We start from the raw sequence: 20396 nt of genomic DNA, 5'->3' as shown, positions 1-20396 counted from the left end.
TTCCCCCGATGCATAAATTATGGTAAATCCAAAAAAACTTGGTTTGTATCCCCTTTCACCTGTGTGTTACATTGGGATCATAGTCACAAGCTACCCTTTGTGACCACTTGGACCCGGACAGAAAGGAATGGCGCGTTTGCAGGACAAAAGACGACATTCGTCCTTTTCGTTGTTGCCGCTAGGGCTGCTTAACTTTTTCATTTACGGAACCATGGTCATTTTTGCCGCCTTTTTTCAATTATATTTGCAGGACATCGGCATGGACAAGCTCGAAATCGGTAGCCTGATGGCCATCGGGCCCTTAATTTCGCTGCTCGCTCATCCCTTCTGGCGATACCTGGGCGACCAAAGGCAAAATCCGCGCGCTATCCTGTTAGCCATGATGCTGGGCTTGCTCGTCATGGGGCACCTGATGTTTAAGGTCAACACGTTTTCGATGCTGTATTTGACGATGATCCTGCTTTATTTTTTTCTAAGTCCACTGCTGTCGCATAGCAACACCCTGATTCTCGGCTATACCGCGGAGACGGAAAACCGGTTCGGGACCTACCGCATCTGGGGTTCGCTCGGCTGGACCTTCATCGCTTTGGCCGCCGGACCGATCATTGACGCCATCGGCCACCACGGGATCTCCCTGCTCTTCAGCATCACCTTGATGCTGGCGATCGGCGCCACACTCTTGCTTCCGTCCATTCGCCAATCGTCTCAGACGCCTTGGCTGAAGGGCCGGGAACTGCGGCGGGCGCTGCAGAACAAATACCTGCTCGCCTTCGTGGTGTTTAGCATGCTGGTGGCGATCCCGAACGCGATGAACAGCATGTTTATGCCGTTGTTCATGACCGATCTCGGCGGATCAAGGCTGGCGGTCGGCGGCGCCGTGTTCCTATCGACGGTTTTTGAATTGCTGGCGTTTATCCTGCTGGATCGTTTTTTGAAACGGAAAATGTCTTATTTGCTTGCTTGTATCACCATCGTCAGCCTGCTGTTTGCCGTCCGTTGGGACCTGATGTCCGAGGCGACGCAACCGATTCAAATCCTGCTCATTCAGCTGCTGCACTCCGTGACGTTTGGCGGATTCTTCTACGTCGGCACGAAACTGATCACCCTACTGCTGCCGCGGCCGTTAAGATCGGCGGGGCAAGCGGTGTATACATTTGCCGCCAGCGGCCTTGCCGGCGTTATCGCCGGATTCTGGGGCGGCTGGATGTTCCAAAATTTCGGCTCAGTCGTCATGTACCGGTCCGGAGTGGCCTTGACGCTGATCGGTGCGCTGGGGTTCGCCGCCATTTGGTACCAGGTCCGCCATCACGGATATTCGCCGAAGCTCGGACGGGACGAGCAATAAGAGCGGTTGGTTCTCCGCCGCATCACGAAAGAAAACAATGCCTGATGCCGTAACGCCCTCGCATTTTCACGAGGTAACGCCGGTTGAGGGCATTGTTTTCTTTACTGCAGCTCCAGTGTAAAATATGAAATGCATTCCATAGCAAGATATTTTTTCGACCTCATTCGGGGAAGGAGCTGCTCGCCTTGCCGAACATCAAACAGATCGCCGAAGCCGCCGGCGTCTCGGTCACCACCGTATCGCGCGTCCTGAACGGACATCCATACGTCAGCTCGGCCAAACGGGCTGCGGTCGAGGACGCCGTCCGCCGGCTCAACTATTCGCGGAACATGAACGCGGTTCATTTGATCAAAGGCATTACGCAAACGATTGGCGTGATCCTGCCGAACATCAACCATTACTACTTTGCCAGGATCATGGAGGGGATGGCCCAGCAAGCGCTGAAATGCAACTACCAGCTGATGTTATGCCAGACCGACTACCGTCCGAATGTAGAACGGAAGGTGCTGGAGATGCTGCGCAACAAGCAGATGGACGGGCTCATCATCTGTTCGCGTGCGCTTTCCCTCAACGAAATCGAGACCTATGCCGCCTACGGTCCGATCGCGTTATGCGAGCGGGTGAGCGGCCGTAACCTCTCTTCGGTGTATATCGACCACTACGCCAGCTTTCAAACCGCGATCCGCCATCTCTGGGAGCAGGGGCGACGCCGCATCGCGTTTACGATCAGCCGCCGCAACAGCCCCAGCAGCCGCAGCCGCCTGCAGGCCTATGCCGACACCCTTGCAGCCTTGGGCGGACAGGCCCGGGAGGATTGGGTGCTGGACGGCTGCCTTGATTGGGAGGATGGCGCGGCGCTGGTGGACCGGCTGCTCGCGATGAACGAGCGTCCGGACGCCCTGCTCATCACCGGCGACCAGGTCGCCGCCGGGTTCATCCTCACCGCACGCCTTCGCGGGTTGGAGGTGCCGAACGACTTTGCCGTCATCGGCTTCGATAACCAGCCGATCTCCGGCTTGCTCGGGATTACGACGATCGACAATCGGCTGTCCGAAATCGGAGAGCGGGCCTTTTCCATCGTCCACGCGCAAATTGCCGACGGCGGCGGCACGCCTGTCTCGGAGGAGCTGGGCTTTCGGTTCATCGAGCGAAGCTCGGTGTGAAACCAATAAAGGAGCCTGCAGGGATCTGCAAGGCTCCTTTGTATTAGGCAAAAACTTGGGTTCCGCCGCTTACGCTTTCGGCAGCTGGAACGAGCTTTTCAGCGAAACGATGCGGTTAAACACCGGCTGTCCCGGCTTCGAATATTTCGTATCGACGTTAAAATACCCATGCCGGAAAAATTGGAATTTATCCTGCGGCTTCGCATCCTTCATGTTCGGTTCCACAAAGCCGTGGGCAATCGTCAGCGAAACCGGGTTGATGAGGTCGAGGAACGTTTTCTCCTCGGCGGCTTCTATAACCGCATCCCCGGCATCGGCTGCCGCGTCATCCACCAGGCCCTCCACCGTTTCCTCCAACGCCACGTTCGCCGTTTCCTCTGATTCCTCTTCCAGGATCAGCGGCTCGTACAGCCGGAATTCGGCAGGCACCGCTTGGGTCGCTTCCACCCAATGGATCGTGCCCTTAACTTTGCGGCCGGTAAAACCGGTCCCGCTCTTCGTCTCCGGATCGTAGGTGCAGTGGATCTCCACCACGTTGCCTTCCGCATCCTTGATCACGTCATTGCATTTCACGAAGTAGGCGTTTTTCAGGCGAACTTCGTTGCCCGGGAACAAACGGAAGTATTTGCTAGGCGGATTCTCCATGAAATCGTCGCGTTCGATGTAAATCTCGCGCGAGAACGGAATTTGGCGGCTGCCCATTTCCGGATTTTCACTGTTATTTTCCGCTTCCAGCCATTCGATTTGTCCTTCCGGATAGTTGGTGATGACGACCTTCAACGGATCCAGCACGGCCATCGTGCGCGGAGCTTTCATTTTCAAGTCTTCGCGGATGAAGTGCTCCAGCATTTTCGGATCGATACTGCCGAAGTTCTTGGAGATTCCCGTTTCGAAGATGAACGCTTTAATCGCCTCCGGCGTATACCCCCGGCGGCGCATCCCGGAAATCGTCGGCATCCGCGGATCGTCCCAACCGTCAACGATGCCTTCGTCGACGAGCTTTTTCAACTTCCGCTTGCTGGTCACCGTCTGCGTCAAATTCAACCGCCCGAATTCGTATTGATGGGAGACATTGGGCATTTCCGTCTCGGCAATCGCCCAGTCGTAGAACGGCCGTTGATCCTCAAACTCGGTCGAGCACAGGGAATGCGTCACGCCCTCGATCGCGTCCTCCAGCGGATGGGCGAACGTATACATTGGATAGATGCACCATTTGTCGCCGGTGTTGTGGTGGGACGCATGCACGATCCGGTAAATGACCGGGTCGCGCAGGTTGATGTTCGGCGAAGCCATGTCGATTTTGGCGCGCAGCACCTTTTCCCCGTCTTTGAATTCGCCGGCGCGCATCCGCTCGAACAGGTCGAGGTTCTCCTCGATCGAACGGTCGCGATACGGGCTGTTTTTCCCCGGCTCGGTCAACGTCCCCCGCAGCTCGCGGATTTGGTCGGCGCTGAGATCGTCGACGTAGGCTTTGCCTTTTTGGATCAGCAGCACGGCACGTTTGTACATCTCCTCAAAATAATCCGACGCGAAATGCAGCTCTTCCCAATCGAAGCCCAGCCATTTGACGTCTTCCTTAATGGAATTGACGTATTCCACGTCTTCTTTAACCGGGTTGGTGTCGTCGAACCGCAGGTTCGTCCGTCCGCCGAACTCGTCCGCCAGCGCGAAGTTGATCCAAATCGCTTTGGCATGCCCGATGTGCAAGTAACCGTTCGGTTCCGGCGGGAACCGCGTAATGACGGTTTTCACCTTACCGGATTTCAAATCTTCCGTAATGATGTTTTTAATAAAGTTGGGAGGGGTAAAGTTGTTCTCCACGGGTATCAACCTTTCCATTCATTAAGAGTAACTTATGCAACTGTGTGCAAGACCCGATTTTTCTTCTTCTAAATATACCGATATCTTCCGAATAGTTCAATGCCGGAACCTTCATCCGCTAAACCTTTCGCCACATTAAAATATCGTCGACATACGCTCCATTGATCCAAAACTCATCCACCAACCGGCCTTGCTCCGCGAATCCGCAGCTCTGGTAAAACGCAATGGCCCCGGGGTTGCTGGCCAGCACGCGCAGCGACAGCTTGCGGACGCCCTGTCCGGCAGCCTGTTCGAGGAGGGCATCCATCAGCACCCGTCCGATGCCCTGTCGCTGGTAGGCCGGATGGATGGCGATGTTGAGCTCAAGCACATGCCGGTTGCTTGGCAGCGGTGTCGGCGGCTTAAAGCCGATATAGCCGCATATGGCCTCGCCGAGGCCCGCTACGATCTGGCTCCCTGGCGGGCAGCTCTGCAGATACTGCTCCCGCGAATCCCATTCCATCTTTTCCGCCGGGGTATTGTCGTGGTCCCAAGTGAGCTTGTCTATCTCCATTAATGCAGCCGCATCGCGCATTTCCGACAGCCGCGTCCAAATGTCACGATTGTTCATGGTATCCCATCCCTTCGATAAATGTGGACTATGGGGCTTCTAGCCTGTCAAGACGGCAGGCCGGTCGGGTGCAGGCTGTCGTCCCGGTTCATGGCGGCATGCACCAGGAAGGAGGCAACCGACAGCACGGCAATGCCCACCGCCAGCCAAGCGACCGGAATCAGTCCGTTCCAGTCGAACAACATCCCCATCGCATAGGGGCCAACCACGCGGCCTGCCGCCCCCATCCCGCCGACCAGCCCGAGATAGAACGGTGCCGCCTTGCCCGTCCGGTCTGAAATAAAGGACGGAATCGCCGGCGAGATCAGCATCTCCCCGAAGGTCGTCAGCACCATCGCCGCCACCATGCTCGGGTACGTATGAAAGCCTAATATCGTCGCGTACCCCAGCATATAGAACAGCGCGCTGGCCGTCATTTGCGCTTGCGGGGAGCCGGCAAACGTCCGCTTTACCCACAAAATAAACGGTTGTCCCACAAAAATCAACAACCCGTTCAACGTCCACAGGATGCTGTAGTTCCATTCCGGCATGCCTTGGGATATCGTATACGGCGATACGCCGTTGTTCCAAATGCAATTGCCGAGCCAGAGAAAAAACGACCCCACGCCCATGAACAGGTAAACGGGATACCCGCGCAACAGCGGCCAGATGCTTTGCCCTTCCACGGATTTTTTGCGCTTCTGCACCTGCAGCTCGCCTTGGCTTTTTTGAACCCTGTTCAAATAAAACCAAAAAAACAACGCAAACGCAGCCGAAGTCAACCCGTTCAGAATAAAGCTGAGGTCGTAGGAAATCTGCGCCAAAAATCCGCTGATCGCCGTCCCCAACGCCACGCCAATATTGTTGGCTACGTAAATGACATTAAACAGCTCCCCGCGCCGCTCAGCAAATCGGAAGCCGATAAACGCCTGAATCGCCGGCATCGAGGTCGCGTTAAAAAAACCAACGAGCAACATCAACAGCATAAACAGATGCCAGTTTCCGCTCCCGTAGGGCAGCAGCAGCAAGAACAGCGCGTTCAAAGCCAGACCGCCCACGATCAGGCGCTTTACGCCCAGCCGGTGATACAAAGCCCCACCCAGCAGCTGGCCGGCGATCCCTCCGACCGACATGACCAGAATCACCAAACCGGCATCCGTCACCGTCCGCCCCAGCACCTTAAACACGAACATCGTGACCAAGGGCCACATCAGCGAACCGCCGGCCGAGCTGATCAAGCTTGCCACCAAAAACACTTTAACTTCCCGCGGATAGGACTGCAGCCATCTCATTTTTTCTCCCCCTTTGCTGCCCAAAGTAATGCCTATGTATAAAAAAGGAGAGCCGACAGGGGCTCTCCTACTACCGTTTCGGTACGCAACCTTTGCTTGTACAACGCCCAGATTACACTAGTATCGCCTAAAAGCGCAAGTCAGGCAAGTACATCTATCGCCGCTTTACATCAACGACGGTGGAAAAGAACACCGCCCCGCCGCCCATATCGGCCAACCGGTCCGGCGTTAAGGCATTCGCGCGCGTGCGCTTTCCGCCTTCTTGCTGCCACCACAGCCCTTGGCTGACGACCGTACCCGGCAACATTTTGTCGGTGACGGAAGCCCTGACGTCGTAACTGCCGCGATCGTTCCACACGGTAACCTCGTCGCCATCCGAAATCCCGCGAGCGGCTGCGTCATCGGGGTGAATCTGCAGTAGCGGGCTTTTTTCCAGCGCCGTCAGCTTCTCCACATTGCCGAACGTGGAGTTGAGGAAGCTGTGGTTCGGCGGCGAAACGAACATCAGCGGGTATGACGCGTCCTTGCCGGGACGGCGTTCGCCATCATAGCCTTCCACCAGCGGTACATACGTCGGCAGCGGCGGCAGTCCGGCCCGCTCCAGCGTGGCGGAGTACAGCTCAATCTTCCGCGACGGCGTCGGCAGGCGATCAAGCCAGGTTTGCTGCGGCTCCATGTTCAGTTTCACCGCCCGCTGCTCCTTCAGCTTCTCCAGCGTAACGCCTTCAAGGTAAGGATTGTGCCGGAAATCCAGCGCCTGCCGGATCATGTCTTCCTCCGTGTCGCGGAAGGCCTCATCCTCGAATCCCATTGCCGCCGCCAGCAACTTGAACGTTTCGACATTGCTTTTGCTTTCGCCCCGAGGCGCGATGACCGGCTCCTGAAGCTGGATATAATGATGCCAATAAGAACCGTATAGATCCGTATTTTCAAAAGAAGACGTCGCCGGCAGCACGATATCGGCGTACTTCGCCGTGTCCGTCAGGAACAGATCGTGCACGACGGTGAACAGGTCCTCGCGCATGAGGCCTTGCTCCACCTTGCCCGTATCCGGAGCCACGACCGCCGGATTCGAGCAATAAACATACAGGGCGCGGATCGGCGGATCCAGCGTTAACAGCACGTCCCCCAGCTGGTTCATGCTTACCGTACGCACGCCCGGGTTCGGCCGCAGGTCGAGACGCTCGAGCGCGGCCGCGTTCATCTTGCCGTATGCCCCGTTGGACTTGAACGCGCCGCCGCCCGGCACCAACCATTGTCCGGTGAGCGCCGGCAGGCAGCTGATCGTACGGACCGTCATGCCGCCGTTGTCGTGGTGCTGCAGGCCATTGCCGATATGGATGTAGGCGGGCGAAGTTTCGCCATACAGAACGGCCAGCTTCACGATCGTTCCGGCCGGCACGCCGGTAATCTCCGCCACGCGCTCCGGCGTATACTGCTTCACGTGCTCGCGCAGCTCGGCATGACCAAACGTATAGCGTTCCAGGAACGCTTCATCCACCAGGCCGCGCTCGAACAACACGTGCATCATTCCGAGCGCCAGCGCGCCGTCCGTGCCGGGATACAGCGGGATGAACCAGTCGGCCCGCTGACCCGTCCGGTTGCGGTGCACGTCGATGACGACGAGCTGCGCGCCTTGTTTGCGGGCTTTTTCGATCAGGGCGACCTGATGCATGTTCGTGCTGACGAGATTGCCGCCCCACACGATAATCAGCTTCGCCTTGACCGTGTCTTCCGGGCTCGTCCCGCCGCCGAATCCCATCGTATATCTCCAACCCGCGTTGCCCGCGGAATTGCATATGCCTTGTTGCAGCTGCGTCGCGCCCAATCGGTTGAAGAACCGCCGGTCCATGCCGTCGACGCTTAAAAACCCCATATTGCCGTAAAAACTGTACGGCAGGATCGACTCCGCCCCGTGCTCACGAATCAGCGTTTTGTAGCGTCCCGCGATCTCCTGGACCGCTTCGTCCCAGGTGATGCGTTCAAACTTCCCTTCCCCCTTGGCTCCAACGCGTTTCAGGGGATAAAGGACCCGCTCGGGATGGTAGACCCGTTCCGTCATATTGCGGACCTTGTTGCAGATTGCGCCTTGCGTAATCGGGTGATCGGGGTTGCCGGTCACCTTGACGATTTTTCCGTTCTCTTTATGGAGCAGCAAGCTGCACGTATCGGGACAATCCAGCGGACACACCGCAGGAAACACCCCATTGGGTTCATGGATCATGTTCCACCCCTCCTGTCTGTAGCTTATTGTAAGAAAAAACGGTCCCCTGCGTAAACCCCCGGCGTGAATTTCCTTACGGACCTTCATCCAGCTTCCTGTATTCTGTTCCTGTATCCTAATACAGACATCCTGCACCTACACCCTGCGCCTTGTATCCCGAACCAACTTGCACTCTGCCCACCCCTTTGCACGATTATCCCTTTTGTTCAGGTGCAGTAGTGATGATGTTAGACTTAGACTTTACAAATCAACTGGGGCAGACGGCTGCACCGGGTGTGAGCACAGCGCGGGCAGACGAAGTCGGTTGTGGTTCCAAGTGCTGGAGTTATTCCTCCCGACGGCATCTCGGCAATGCGGCTGACTGATCTGCCTCAAAGCGACTCGTTCACTTTACGCGATCTATTTCCTACCGGAAGCTTATCTAGCTCGTTACTTTGGATACCTGATTAAACGGGATAATGGTGCAAAACGCGGCCCGACGACACTTTTCGAGATTCGCACCCTCCCCCCACAGACGGACAACGCAAAAAACCGCCTCCCCGGAAAGAGAAGCGGTTAAAGATTAACGCCAGATATTTTCCGAACTAGACGGTTTTGCTTACTGGTGCGGATGCAGAAGTTGCATGCTCGGTGGCCGGTGCGTCCTTATGTCCTTTGTCCTTCAAATAGGCGGTCCAATACGCCGCAGCCACGAAGATGGCGCCGCCCGTCAGATTGCCCAGCCAAACCGGTACGAAGTTCTTCAAATACTCGCCCCAGGAGTAATATCCTTCAAAAATCGCCGCCGGGATCAGGAACATGTTGGCGACTACGTGCTGGAAACCGATGGCAACAAACGCCATGGTCGGGAACCAGATGCCGAGGATTTTGCCGCTCATGTTATCTGCGCCGTAAGAGAGCCATACCGCCAAAGCAACCAACCAGTTGCAGCCGATGCCGGATACGAACGCTTGCAGGAAGTTGTCATCCAGCTTATGGCCGGCCATGTCTACCAGCTTATCGAGATAAGGGCCGCTGGACGTCAAACCAACCACATGCCCAAAAAAGTAAGCGACGAACAAAGCGCCAACGAAGTTGCTCAAAGTAATGAGTACGAGGTTCTTGAACATGTCCCCGGTAGAAATCCGCCCTGCCATACGCGCTAACGGGACGGCCATCATATTGCCGGTTAAGAGCTCTCCGCCCGCCAGCAGTACGAGAATCAGCCCGATCGGGAACACCGCGGCGCCGATGAAGGTAGCAATGCTGCCCCATTCCGCCGGAGCACTGCTGATGACGCGGATATCGAGCAGAAAGCCGAGGGCAATGAACGCCCCGCCCAAAAAACCGAGAATCAGTACGGTCAACAAAGGATTATGCGCTTTTTTGATCCCATTTTCCACGGTTACGTCGGCAATTTGCGCAGGTTTATAGTAAGCCATGATCCAGTCTCCTTTTTATATCGCTTGACTTGTTGCTTGTCATCCTTGCTTTTGATCCGTGTCTATTGTAGCCTGCCGATTTGCCCCGGATAAGTAACATAGATCACGATAGCGTTTTCATATGGTGAAATTTTTCACATCAAAGCAAACCTGTCGCCCTTTGAGCAAAAAAAGCCGGCCAAAGGAGGCAATCGCAATCGCCCCGTTCGGCCGGCTAGGAAGTTAAAATTTTATGCGCGTGTCGTCGCCGTTAAACGTGAACGGTCTCCCGCTTTGGAACTTCCGGCAGCGCCCCCAAACCCGCGCTGTTCAGGAAATTCCACGGTTTGTTGTAATGTGGCTGGAAGAAGAAATCGACAAACGCGAGTTCTTCCATCTTCATGCCGTTTTGAATGCAAACCGAAATCGTGTTGATCGACTGGGTCAGGTCCACTTTCGACATGATTTGCGCCCCGAGAATTCGGCGGGTGTTCTTTTCGTAGACCACCTTCAGCATGACTGGTTCGTGGGTTGGCATGAATTCCGGCCGATAGTTATCGGTGATGAATACCGCTTCGGCTTCCAGTCCGGCCTCTCTCGCCGCCGCTTCCGTCAGCCCGGTCCCCGCGATATTATCCTCGTAAATTTTAATCCCCGATGTGCCTTGGGTACCCATATACTTCACGGTTGGCGCTACCAGGTTGCGTGCCACCAGCGTGCCCATTCGAACGGCGTTCGTAGCCAACGGAATATACGCGTGTTTGCCCGTCGGGTTATAGAATACTGCGCAGCTGTCGCCCGCTGCGTACACGTCCTGCTTGCTGGTGCGCATGTATTCGTCTACGATGATCGCGCCGTTGCCCAGCATGTCGACTTGCCCTTTCAGCAGCTCCGTGTTAGGGCGGAACCCGATGCACATAATCACGAGGTCGGCGGCGTAAGCGCCTTTGTCCGTGATGACGTTGGCCACTTTCCCGTTCTTGCCCTCGAAGCGCATGACTTTTTGGCCCAAGGCCAGCTCGATGCCATGTTCGCGGAGCGATTGCTCAATCTTGTCCGTGTATTCCGGATCAAGGTATTTACTCAAAATGCGGTCCTCCGCATCAATCAGCGTCACTTGCTTGCCGTTCAACTGGAACGCTTCCACCAACTCCACGCCGATGTAGCCGGCCCCAACCACCACGATACGCTCTGCTTGCTGCGCTTTTTCGATGATCGTGTTGGAGTGGTTGAAGTTCTTCGAAAGTACGATGTTCTCCAGGTCGCTGCCCTCGAACTTCGGTACGATCGGCCACGACCCGGTTGTCACGATCAGCTTGTCGAACGTATCTTCGAACACTTCGCCGGACTCCAAATTCCGGGCTTGAAGCGTTTTGGCATCCGTATCGACCGATACTACTTCATGCCGCATCTTCGTAGTTACCCCAAGTTCGGCCAACTGCTGCGGCGAGGAGTAGAACAACCCCTGCGGATCCTTCACCATTCCCCCCACGTATAAGGCGATGCCGCAAGACAGAAACGAAATGTTGTCGTTCCGTTCATAAACAGTGATTTCCGCGTCCGGGTAAAGTTTTGCCGTGTTGACGATCGCCGCCGTGCCTGCATGGGTACATCCGATAACTGCTACTTTCATGATTTCTTCCTCCTCCAGAAGTCGTTGCTTGTAATTTGTCATAGATAACGAATTTTTTTGTGAATTTTGTCACTTATAAAATTGCTAGGTTGTGAAAACTTTCACCTCATGTCCTTTATTATAGTGTGACTTTTTTCACATTGCAAGAGGTAAAGGACAATTTTTTAAATATTCACAATTTAAATTTCCGAATCGAGCCTTTCTCAGGTTTCCCGGCCACTTCGAATGTTACGCTGGAAGGTCGAGGGGGCGGTTTAATAAAAAAACACTTGGCCAGAATCCTGAAGCTTCCTTCAGGACTGCCAAGTGCTTGTTATTCGAATTCCGCCCATATTCCCAGCATTCCTCAGCGGAAGCCGGCGCATCACTGCGCTTGAGCCGCAGTAAGCTGTTCCCGAATCTCGGCGTATTTGGCCTCTCGTTCCGACTTCGAGAGTTTAGGACATCCGTAACAGTATCCATGTCCGCTATCCGTCCGGTAAGCCAAGCAACAGGTCGGTTTCATCGGCGACTTCTCGCCTGGCCGATAAGGATCATCCAGCAGGATTTCCTTGATCTGATAAGGATTGCGTCTCAGGCCAAACGCCTCCCCCGGCATCTGCTTAACGAGCTCATAATCCTTCATAAGCCGATAACGCGAAGCTTCATCGTCCAGACGTTCGGCAACCGCGTTCACGTAAAATTGGACGCCCAACGGCAGTTGACCCCATAATTGGGCCACCGGCAATCCCGAAACTGCGGCGACGCTCTCCATGACCGGACGCAGCACCTCGCCATAGAAACGGCTGAGCTCGTTTACTCGAGAAGCTGAATGATCCCCGCCTGACCAAGGCTGTTCCGACTTATCGTTCAGCACAAAATAAACCCAAGGAAACCCGTTTACCATCACGAGTTGAATCGTTAAGTTTCCCAACGCAAAATGGAGCCTGCCCGGCGTCGCGGACACCATGTATTGCAGCGCCGCGCACACAACCCGCCAGCTCGTAGCGAAATAAGTCGCCGACACCTGAAGGTCAAGCCCCTTGATCTTCTCCTGATACAATTCCAAAAAAGCAACCAGCTGTCCACGATCCAACAGCTTAGCGGCCGGCATCGTGAACAGCGCATCCGTTCGTTTGTGCGTGACGATTCCCAATTGCTGCTCGAGCAGCTGATAATCTATACTCATGACCGGTTCCTCCGTTACAGGAACGAGACTACTTTGGGCGAAGCCTCTTCCGGTCCATCGTTTTTGCCTTTGCGTACTTTACCTTCGGATGCCGCCTTGTACAGTTCGTAAGGGAGACACAGCGGCACGCCGCTCCGCGGATCGGTGACGATGTCCGCCTCGATGCCAAACACGTCGCGCAGCACGTTGGAGGTGACGACCTCTTCCGGCGTGCCGGAAGCGACCGCCTGGCCTTGCTTGATCGCGATCATGTAATGAGCGTAACGGGCGGCATGGTTCAGGTCATGGACGACCATCACGATCGTACGGTTGGAAGTGGCGTTGAGCTCCTCGAGCAGTTGCAGCACTTCCAGCTGATGCGCCATATCCAGGAACGTCGTGGGTTCGTCAAGGAACAGGATATCCGTTTCCTGTGCCAGCGCCATCGCAATCCACGCCCGCTGCCGCTGTCCGCCGGACAACTGCTCCAGGGCCCGATCGCTGAACTCGGTCATGCGGGTCGCTTCGATCGCCCATTCCACGATGTTCCGGTCCTCGGACTTCAGACCGCCGAACCCTTTTTGATGCGGAAAACGCCCGTAAGATACAAGCTCATATACCGTCAACCCCTCCGGGGCGGTCGGGTTTTGCGGAAGAATGGCCAGCTGTTTGGCCACTTCCCGCGTCGACTGCTTGTGGATCGACTTGCCGTTCAGCAGCACGCTGCCGGACTTCGGCTGAAGGATCCGGGCCATCGTTTTCAGGACCGTCGATTTGCCGGAGCCGTTCGCTCCGACCAACGCCGTGATTTTCCCCTCGGGAATCGAAATGTTTAAATCTTCGACAATCAGACGATCCTCATAGGCAATGTCCAGATGCGAAGTTTTTAAGGAGACCATGGCACTCTTCCTTTCCGTGTCCAACTGAATAAACCCGCCAAATGTATCATCTTAAAATAAGAATCCGGTTAACGGCTTCATCATGAATTCATGTAAACTTCATCTTCTTAAAGATACTGATAATCATTATCAGCTGTCAACTGTTAATTTTAGATGGTCGCAGCATCTGCTGAAATCATAAAAAAGACGCCCTGCAGGCGTCTTTCCCCTCACAGCCCACAGTTCTGGGCGGTCCTCAAAAAATTACTGACCCGAAACCGGCACGGCATCGTAGTATTCTTCCAGCGTGATGTTCCGTTCCCCGATATCGGCTGCGATTTCTTTCCCTACATAGCGTAGGTGCCATGGCTCATATTTATAGCCGGTAATGTCTTCCTTGCCTTCCGGATAACGAATGATAAATCCGTATTCGGTTACATGGTCTGCCAGCCAAGCCGCTTCCTTCGTGTCGCCGAAGCAGCTTTCCGCCGCGCATTTCCCATCGCTGCCCGATACGTCGATGGCTAATCCCGTCTCATGCTCGCTGTGGCCGGGCACGGCGCTGTAGGTCTTGGCCACTTCTTCGCCGTCCTTCTCCACATAACGGTTAAACAGGGCCGTCTGGGTACTATGCGAACGGTACGCCGATACGCCGGCCAGATAGATGCCATCTTTCTCGGCTCCTGCGAACAGCTCCTCGAGCGCGCTAGCCGCTTCTTTGCGCATCATGCGTTTTTCGATTTTGTCTTTGAATGTGAAACGAACGTCCGGGTAAACCAGATCCTTCGGCTCGTATTCATCCGGCAGGGCAAACTGCTTGTTGATCAGCACCGCCACGCTCTCCGGGTCGGCCATCGCCGTTCGGTCCCCCCCGCTGCCGTTCTCTGAACCGGCAGGGTCCGGCGTTTGAGCGGCGGAATCCCCGTTTCCGGCATTGCCGTCATTTGTTGCGTTGTTGTCACCCGCCGTTTGATTCCCCTCGGCGCCGCCACCGTTTGCGGCAGCATTTCCTGAATCGACGTTCGATCCGGCAGCCGCGTTCGTGCCGTTCTGCTCCGGCGTCTGCGGAGCGTCCGCCGCTTGCTTCCCGCAGCCCGCGAATAAAACCGCCGTCAACATCAGCGCTACCGCCACGGTTACCGCGCCTTTCTTGCTGTACATCCTGGTTCCTCCCCTAAGGCAGGTGCCTCGGCATGATGCATCATGGGGCACCCCGGTATGTTTTGTTCTTTGTTCCTATCCTTTAAACGCATCCTGCGAGCAAGAAGTTACATGGAAAATAGCGGGGGCGCCGGGTTAACGTCCCCGGCGCCCGCGCCCTCCGCCGCCGCGCTCGCTCTCTCCGCGGCGGCCCGGCCCTTGCGCGCGCGAGGCGCCCCCGGCGGAGCCGCGCTGAGCGCGCGCACCATCGCCGCGGCGGCTGTCCGCGCCGCGGCCTCCTTTGGCCGGCGCCCCTGCGCCGCCGGCCGAGCGGCCTCGCCCACCGCCCGCATCGCTGCGGCGGCCGGCCGGGCGCTGTGCGCCGCCGCGCTCATCGCGGCTGCGGCGGCTCGTGCCGCCCGCCTTGTCCGCACCCGCACCGGTGCGGCCTACGGCGACGATCTTCTCGGCGCCCGAACCGGCGCCGCTCTTCTCGTAGCGCTGCCGCTCCAGCTTGCGGCCGATGCCCCGCTCGATCAGGCGCAGCGCCTCCATGTCCTTCGGCGCCGCAAACGTGACGGCCACGCCTTTCTCCCCGGCGCGGCCGGTCCGCCCGATGCGGTGGATGTAGCTGTCCACATCGTGCGGAATGTCGTAGTTGAAGACGTGGGTGACGCCTTCCACGTCGATCCCGCGCGCCGCCACGTCCGTCGCGACCAGGAGCTCCAGCTTCGCGTCGCGGAACGCGCGCATCACCTGCTCGCGCTTCGCCTGCGAGAGGTCGCCGTGCAGCTCGTCCGACTGGAAGCCCGCGGCCTGCAGCGCCTCATTCAACGTACTGGCCCGGCGCTTCGTGCGGCAGAAAATCACGGCCAAATACGGGCGCTGGCTGCGGATCGTCTCGATCAGCGCGCTTTGTTTCGTCCGGTCCGTGCACTCCACCAGGATCTGCCGGATGCTGTCCAGCGTAACGCGCGAGGTTTCCGCGATCCGGATATCCCGCGGCTTGTCCATATAAGCCTTGGCCAAGCGCTTGACATTGTCCGGCATCGTCGCCGAGAACAACATCGTCTGGCGGCTGCGCGGAACGAGCGAAATGATCTCCTCTACTTCGGCCAAAAAACCCATATGCAGCATCTGGTCCGCTTCATCCAGCACCAGCATGCGGACGGCCCCCAATGTCAGGGAGCCCCGGCGCAAATGATCGAGCAGCCGGCCCGGCGTGCCGATGACCAGCTGAGCGCCATTCTTCAGCTTGCGCAGTTGCCGCTCCACGTCCTGGCCGCCGTAAGCGGCCAACACGGACAATCCCTCGCGGGCCTCCGCCAGCTTGCGGGCCTCCGCGGTAATTTGAATCGCCAGTTCCCGCGTCGGGGTAATGATCAGCGCCTGCGCCTCGGGGCGATCAGGCCGGATCTTCTCCAGAATCGGCAGCAGGAAGGCCAGGGTCTTGCCCGTGCCGGTCTGCGCCTGCACGATGGCATCTTCGCCGGACTGCAGCACGGGGATCGCCGCAGACTGCACCGGCGTAGGATTTACGATGCCTTGTCCCTGCAGCTTGCGGAGCAAGACGGGCGATAGATTTAAACTTTCAAAAGTCGTCAACAGGTTTCACCTCATATTCTTATCGTGCAGCGTTTAACTTCACGTTGCGCGAGGGTGCCTTAAAATCAGCTTTCTTATTGTAACACATCCTTAGAACCTTCCCGACCGGAAGATGGAAAACAGCAGCCACAAGAACATCAACGTCGCCACGACGAAGCCGATTTCGATCGCGGGAATGTCCCAGAGCAGGGTCGGCATCCGAGATAGAGAAGAGCCGATGATGAGGCCGACCATAATAATGCTGAACGCCAGCAACACGATGCTAAACGACAAGCGGTTGCTGATCTGGTCCAGCTTGCGGAGAAACTGCTCCATCTCCGGCACGTTCATGTCCATTTTCAGCTTGCCGCGAGCCAGCGTGCTCGAGAGCTTGCGTACCTGCTGCGGAAGGTCAACCAGCGAATCCGTCAGCTCGGCGGCTTCGTCAAACAGCTTCTTGCCGAGCCGGCGCGCGGCGTACTTCTCGCGCAGCAGCTTGCGCCCGAAGGGCTCCGCCATATCCAGGATGCGAAGCTCGGGGTCGAGCGCCAGCGCCACCCCTTCGACGGTCAACAGCGCTTTGCCAAGCAGCAGGAGGTCGGCGGGCAGCACCACTTGATGTTTCTGGGCCGTCGCGAACAGGTCATGCAAGGCCTGGCCGATCTGAATCTCCGCGAACGGGATATCGTAATAGCGTTCGCGGAGCCGTTCCAGGTCCATTCGCAGCCCGGCCGTATCGGCATCGTCCCCGACAAGGCCCATACGCAGGATCGCGCGCACCATGCCTTCGGTGCTTCGCCGCATCAAGGCGATCACCAGCGACGACAAATGGTCCTTCATCTCCCCGCTAAGCCGCCCAACCATGCCGAAGTCGATAAAAGCCAGTTTGCCTTCCCGTGTCACCAGCAGGTTGCCGGGATGGGGGTCGGCATGAAAGAAGCCGCCCTCGAAGATCTGCCGCAGCAGCGCGTTGACCAGGCGCTCCGCCAGCTCCTTGCGGTCGTACCCCAGCTCATCGATCGCCAGTAAACGGTTGAGATGCTCCCCCTCTACGAAATCCATCGTCAGCACGCGGGAGGTCGTGAGGGACCAATGTACCCCAGGGATGTAAATCCCCTCATCCGCCTTGAATTGCCTGCGGATCTTCTCCATGTTCCGGCCCTCAAAACCGTAATCCAGCTCCGCGCGGATGGATCGGGCGAATTCCTCGACCATCTGGGGAATTTGATACCGAGAGACCCAGGACCATCGTTTGTTCGCCAGCGTCGTCAGGTGCTGCAGAATGTCGAGATCCAGCTCGATCACCGGGGTGATCCCGGGCCGCTGGATTTTGATCGCGACCGGTTCGCCCGTGATGAGGCGAGCCCGGTGCACTTGGCCGATCGAAGCCGCGGCCAGCGGCGTCTCTTCGAAGCTTTGGAGCAGCTCCGCAAGAGGCTGGTGCAGCTCCGCCTCCAGAATGGCACGGGCCTCCTCGGCCGGAAACGGCGGAACCTGGTCTTGCAGCTTGACGAGTTCTTGAATGATCGCCTCCGGCAGCAAATCCGAGCGCGTGCTGGCCAACTGCCCGACCTTTACGAAGGTCGGACCCAGCTCCTCCAGAACGAGCCGGATTCGCTCGGCCAAAGTCCGCGTACCCGGCTCGGATTTGCGTAACCGTCGCAGCGGCAAGCGGATCAGCCGGGTCAGGCCGATTTCCTCGGCTAAATAGCCAAAGCCATGGCGCCCTAACGCCATGGCGATTTCACGATAACGGCCGGTATGACGGACAAAGCTGCTCATCGTTAAGGCTGCTGCATCTCGGCGAGCTTAATCTCCAGCTCCGCTACCCGCCGCGTCAATTCCTCCACCTCTTTGGCCGAGGCCAGGCCCATGCTCTGCAGCGCGGACCGGACTTGCTCATTCACCAACTCTTTGAACCTGCTTTGTTCCTCGGCGCCGCGGTCAATCAGCCTCTCCACCAGCTGTTTCGATTCGGAAGGAGCCAGTTCGCCGCGTTTCACCAAATCATCCACGATGCTTTCGACTTTCTCCTTGCTCATGATCGTCAAACCCCATCCCAGGGAAATCGCTTTTTTCAGCAAATCGCTCATTACCCATCATCCTTTCCATCCGAGGTTTGGTGTTCCTATCCTTATCATTACCCATTTAGGCTCGTTATTCATCCCCGCCGAGCGTGTTTGCAAAGAGAGGCTCGGCTTCGCCCGCATAATAACGGGCCAACTCAACCATCATGCTGCCCATGCGTTCTTCCTTGGGAGCCAGCACCCGGGGCACCCCGGCCTCATACAGCCCGGCTGCCGTCACTTTGCCCACGGCCACCGCCAATACCGGCCCCTCCAGGGCGTCCATTAAGGCCGCGAGACGTCCCTGGCGATCCGCGTGCTCCATCAGGAACCGCACTTGCGGGCCGCTTGTAAACGTCACGGCATCGACCTCCCCGGCCAGGATATCGTTCAAGAGCTGCTCCAACGCCTCTGCAGGAGGAGCGATATGCCGGTACGGTAGAAGCTGCCGGCATTCCGCCCCCTGTTCCTCCAGCCAGGCCACCAAGCGTGGGGCCGGATCCCCGTGCAGCTGCAGCAACACGGTGGCTCCGCGGAGCTCGTGTTCCGCCAGCCCGCGAATAAGCCCTCCCGTACTGCCGTCATCGTCGCGAACGATCGGCGTCAATTCCCGCTTTTTCAGGGCATTTACCGTCTTGTAGCCCCGAGCCGCAATCTTCCCCACCCGCAGATGCTCCCGCAACTGCTCGGCGACGCCCATCTCCCCGGCCATGTCGAACAACGCATCCAGTCCCATCCCCGTCGTAAAAATGGACCAGTCCGGCGGATGCTCCACCCAGTCGACAATGCCGCTTCGCAAGGCTTGATCGTCCAGAAGCACCGTTCCTTGCGCCGGACGATACAGCGGAGTACCGCCCATGTTCTCTACTAGCTTGCCCAATTCCTCCGCCCGGCGGGGCCCGGTCAACGCCACTCTTTTCCCTTCCAGTCTCCTTGCCATTGTATCCCTCCCAGGTTTATCCTATTAGCTACCTTCAGCTTATACGACGGAGAGGGCGAAGTAAATTGCCTTTTCGGCCTATGCGAGTTAGCCCGCCTTTGGTTCCGGTTTCCCCCGGCGCGGACGCAGCACCGCAAAGAACAAGACCGGAAGGGCAATGTGAAAAGCGAAAGCAATTAACGGAAACACGAAGTTAAAATGAAATTGCTGCAGCGCATTTCTGAAGAACCAGATCGAGCAGGCAAAAGCAAGCGCGCCGGCGGGGGCCGTCATCAGGCGGCCGGACAGCTTGGGGACGACGATTTGCACGGTGTAGCACAGCACGTAGAGATCGAAAGCGATTTTACCCAAAGCCGTCGGATACCACAGAGCCATTAACAGCAAATCGAAGCGGTCGATAAAATCGGTGATCTGGATTTGGCGGATCATCTCGTAACCGGGATGAATCAATTTTCCGACCAAAGGAATGCCCAGTACCATTTGCGTATTCAGCAGCAGCACCATCATCAAGGCGCTGCCTATGGCTAGGCTGACATAACCTGCCGTGGCCTTATAATATTTTCCGGAGATCACGAGCGGAAGCGCCAGGATTTCGGCCTGATACGGGAAAACGAACCAGGTCCCCTTCATGATACCGGACCAATCCAGCGAGAAGTAAGGAACCAGGTAAGAGAGGTGCAGATCACGCGCCAATACCAAGACAATAAAAAACACAGCGCCGATAAAAATCGGAATGTAAATTTCGCTGAGACCCAGAAAAGCCCGAATTCCCCCCTGGCAAATGTAAACCGCCGTGGCGGTAACCATCAATCCGAGAATCGGGATCGGCGTCCGGTTGAGCAGCACCGTATTGGTGAAATCCGAGATGATTCGGATGTCTCTCGCGCAAACGAACAGCAGAAACAGAAGGTACAGTACCAGCAGCGCCCTGCCGAGAATAGGAAACCGGCCGGTTAGGGCCTGCAGCAAATTGCGATCGGAGAATCGCTTCAGGGTCGTGGACACCAGCCACAATGCCGTAAGGCTAATCAGCCCGCCCGCGATATAACTCATTACGGCGTGCTGGTGCGCCGCTTGAGTCGCTAGAGAGAACGTCTGCAGGTACGAAATCGATCCGATGTACAGGATCCCGAGCAGAACGATTTGCCGTTTGGTTATTTTCATGACGGGGCAC

Annotated in this window: 16 protein-coding genes; 2 read left to right on the top strand and 14 right to left on the bottom strand. The window is 57.0% G+C overall.

The window, feature by feature from the left end:
- The first annotated feature begins 127 nt into the window (after nucleotides 1-127).
- Both MJ257_RS12045 and MJ257_RS12040 read left to right on the top strand, forming a co-directional pair.
- Nucleotides 128-1345 (top strand): MFS transporter, encoded by a 1218-nt coding sequence (locus tag MJ257_RS12045; RefSeq protein ID WP_240269471.1) that lies wholly within the window; start codon nucleotides 128-130, stop codon nucleotides 1343-1345.
- A 185-nt stretch (nucleotides 1346-1530) separates the two neighbouring features.
- Nucleotides 1531-2508, top strand: coding sequence for a LacI family DNA-binding transcriptional regulator (locus tag MJ257_RS12040; RefSeq protein ID WP_240269470.1), 978 nt, complete (start codon nucleotides 1531-1533; stop codon nucleotides 2506-2508).
- A gap of 69 nt (nucleotides 2509-2577) precedes the next feature.
- Here the strand turns inward: MJ257_RS12040 and MJ257_RS12035 are convergent, their stop codons facing one another.
- From MJ257_RS12035 to MJ257_RS11970, 14 genes are all read right to left on the bottom strand, one after another.
- Nucleotides 2578-4347, bottom strand: a complete 1770-nt coding sequence (locus MJ257_RS12035; RefSeq protein ID WP_240269469.1) for a glutamine--tRNA ligase/YqeY domain fusion protein — start codon at nucleotides 4345-4347, stop codon at nucleotides 2578-2580.
- A 100-nt stretch (nucleotides 4348-4447) separates the two neighbouring features.
- On the bottom strand, nucleotides 4448-4939 hold the full coding sequence (locus tag MJ257_RS12030) for a GNAT family N-acetyltransferase (protein ID WP_240269468.1): 492 nt from the start codon (nucleotides 4937-4939) through the stop codon (nucleotides 4448-4450).
- Nucleotides 4940-4986: 47 nt separating this feature from the next.
- On the bottom strand, nucleotides 4987-6210 hold the full coding sequence (locus MJ257_RS12025; RefSeq protein ID WP_240269467.1) for an MFS transporter: 1224 nt from the start codon (nucleotides 6208-6210) through the stop codon (nucleotides 4987-4989).
- Between the two features lie 154 nt (nucleotides 6211-6364).
- Complete coding sequence (locus MJ257_RS12020) at nucleotides 6365-8434, bottom strand: molybdopterin-containing oxidoreductase family protein (RefSeq protein WP_240269466.1); 2070 nt, start codon at nucleotides 8432-8434, stop codon at nucleotides 6365-6367.
- A 584-nt stretch (nucleotides 8435-9018) separates the two neighbouring features.
- On the bottom strand, nucleotides 9019-9855 hold the full coding sequence (locus tag MJ257_RS12015) for a formate/nitrite transporter family protein (protein WP_240269465.1): 837 nt from the start codon (nucleotides 9853-9855) through the stop codon (nucleotides 9019-9021).
- A 250-nt stretch (nucleotides 9856-10105) separates the two neighbouring features.
- Nucleotides 10106-11467 carry an FAD-dependent oxidoreductase gene (locus MJ257_RS12010; RefSeq protein WP_240269464.1) on the bottom strand — a complete coding sequence of 454 codons (1362 nt, stop codon included), beginning with the start codon at nucleotides 11465-11467 and terminating at the stop codon, nucleotides 10106-10108.
- Between the two features lie 364 nt (nucleotides 11468-11831).
- The gene (locus MJ257_RS12005) at nucleotides 11832-12635 is read right to left on the bottom strand and encodes a (2Fe-2S)-binding protein (RefSeq protein WP_240269463.1); all 804 of its coding nucleotides are present in this window, start codon (nucleotides 12633-12635) and stop codon (nucleotides 11832-11834) included.
- A gap of 14 nt (nucleotides 12636-12649) precedes the next feature.
- The gene (locus tag MJ257_RS12000) at nucleotides 12650-13513 is read right to left on the bottom strand and encodes an ABC transporter ATP-binding protein (protein ID WP_240269462.1); all 864 of its coding nucleotides are present in this window, start codon (nucleotides 13511-13513) and stop codon (nucleotides 12650-12652) included.
- A 243-nt stretch (nucleotides 13514-13756) separates the two neighbouring features.
- Nucleotides 13757-14653 carry a M15 family metallopeptidase gene (locus MJ257_RS11995; RefSeq protein ID WP_240269461.1) on the bottom strand — a complete coding sequence of 299 codons (897 nt, stop codon included), beginning with the start codon at nucleotides 14651-14653 and terminating at the stop codon, nucleotides 13757-13759.
- Nucleotides 14654-14788: 135 nt separating this feature from the next.
- Complete coding sequence (locus tag MJ257_RS11990; protein ID WP_240269460.1) at nucleotides 14789-16237, bottom strand: DEAD/DEAH box helicase; 1449 nt, start codon at nucleotides 16235-16237, stop codon at nucleotides 14789-14791.
- A gap of 90 nt (nucleotides 16238-16327) precedes the next feature.
- Nucleotides 16328-17998, bottom strand: coding sequence for an ABC1 kinase family protein (locus tag MJ257_RS11985; protein ID WP_240269459.1), 1671 nt, complete (start codon nucleotides 17996-17998; stop codon nucleotides 16328-16330).
- 2 nt (nucleotides 17999-18000) lie between these two features.
- Nucleotides 18001-18309 carry a phasin family protein gene (locus MJ257_RS11980; protein ID WP_240269458.1) on the bottom strand — a complete coding sequence of 103 codons (309 nt, stop codon included), beginning with the start codon at nucleotides 18307-18309 and terminating at the stop codon, nucleotides 18001-18003.
- Between the two features lie 64 nt (nucleotides 18310-18373).
- A complete protein-coding gene (locus tag MJ257_RS11975) occupies nucleotides 18374-19222 on the bottom strand; it encodes a uroporphyrinogen-III synthase (protein WP_240269457.1) in 849 nt (282 codons plus the stop codon).
- Between the two features lie 87 nt (nucleotides 19223-19309).
- A complete protein-coding gene (locus MJ257_RS11970; RefSeq protein WP_240269456.1) occupies nucleotides 19310-20386 on the bottom strand; it encodes a GerAB/ArcD/ProY family transporter in 1077 nt (358 codons plus the stop codon).
- Between the last annotated feature and the right edge of the window lie 10 nt (nucleotides 20387-20396).

Source organism: Paenibacillus timonensis, assembly GCF_022427145.1.
GTDB lineage: Bacteria > Bacillota > Bacilli > Paenibacillales > Paenibacillaceae > Fontibacillus > Fontibacillus timonensis.
This window is presented reverse-complemented; position numbering and strand designations above follow the sequence as displayed.

Coding starts and splice junctions, on each gene's coding strand:
- MJ257_RS11975 (WP_240269457.1), bottom strand. CDS start 19,222: ATGGCAAGGAGACTGGAAGGGAAAAGAGTGGCGTTGACCGGGCCCCGC.
- MJ257_RS12015 (WP_240269465.1), bottom strand. CDS start 9,855: ATGGCTTACTATAAACCTGCGCAAATTGCCGACGTAACCGTGGAAAAT.
- MJ257_RS12020 (WP_240269466.1), bottom strand. CDS start 8,434: ATGATCCATGAACCCAATGGGGTGTTTCCTGCGGTGTGTCCGCTGGAT.
- MJ257_RS12030 (WP_240269468.1), bottom strand. CDS start 4,939: ATGAACAATCGTGACATTTGGACGCGGCTGTCGGAAATGCGCGATGCG.
- MJ257_RS12000 (WP_240269462.1), bottom strand. CDS start 13,513: ATGGTCTCCTTAAAAACTTCGCATCTGGACATTGCCTATGAGGATCGT.
- MJ257_RS12025 (WP_240269467.1), bottom strand. CDS start 6,210: ATGAGATGGCTGCAGTCCTATCCGCGGGAAGTTAAAGTGTTTTTGGTG.
- MJ257_RS11980 (WP_240269458.1), bottom strand. CDS start 18,309: ATGAGCGATTTGCTGAAAAAAGCGATTTCCCTGGGATGGGGTTTGACG.
- MJ257_RS12035 (WP_240269469.1), bottom strand. CDS start 4,347: ATGGAAAGGTTGATACCCGTGGAGAACAACTTTACCCCTCCCAACTTT.
- MJ257_RS11985 (WP_240269459.1), bottom strand. CDS start 17,998: ATGAGCAGCTTTGTCCGTCATACCGGCCGTTATCGTGAAATCGCCATG.
- MJ257_RS11970 (WP_240269456.1), bottom strand. CDS start 20,386: ATGAAAATAACCAAACGGCAAATCGTTCTGCTCGGGATCCTGTACATC.
- MJ257_RS12005 (WP_240269463.1), bottom strand. CDS start 12,635: ATGAGTATAGATTATCAGCTGCTCGAGCAGCAATTGGGAATCGTCACG.
- MJ257_RS12045 (WP_240269471.1), top strand. CDS start 128: ATGGCGCGTTTGCAGGACAAAAGACGACATTCGTCCTTTTCGTTGTTG.
- MJ257_RS11995 (WP_240269461.1), bottom strand. CDS start 14,653: ATGTACAGCAAGAAAGGCGCGGTAACCGTGGCGGTAGCGCTGATGTTG.
- MJ257_RS12010 (WP_240269464.1), bottom strand. CDS start 11,467: ATGAAAGTAGCAGTTATCGGATGTACCCATGCAGGCACGGCGGCGATC.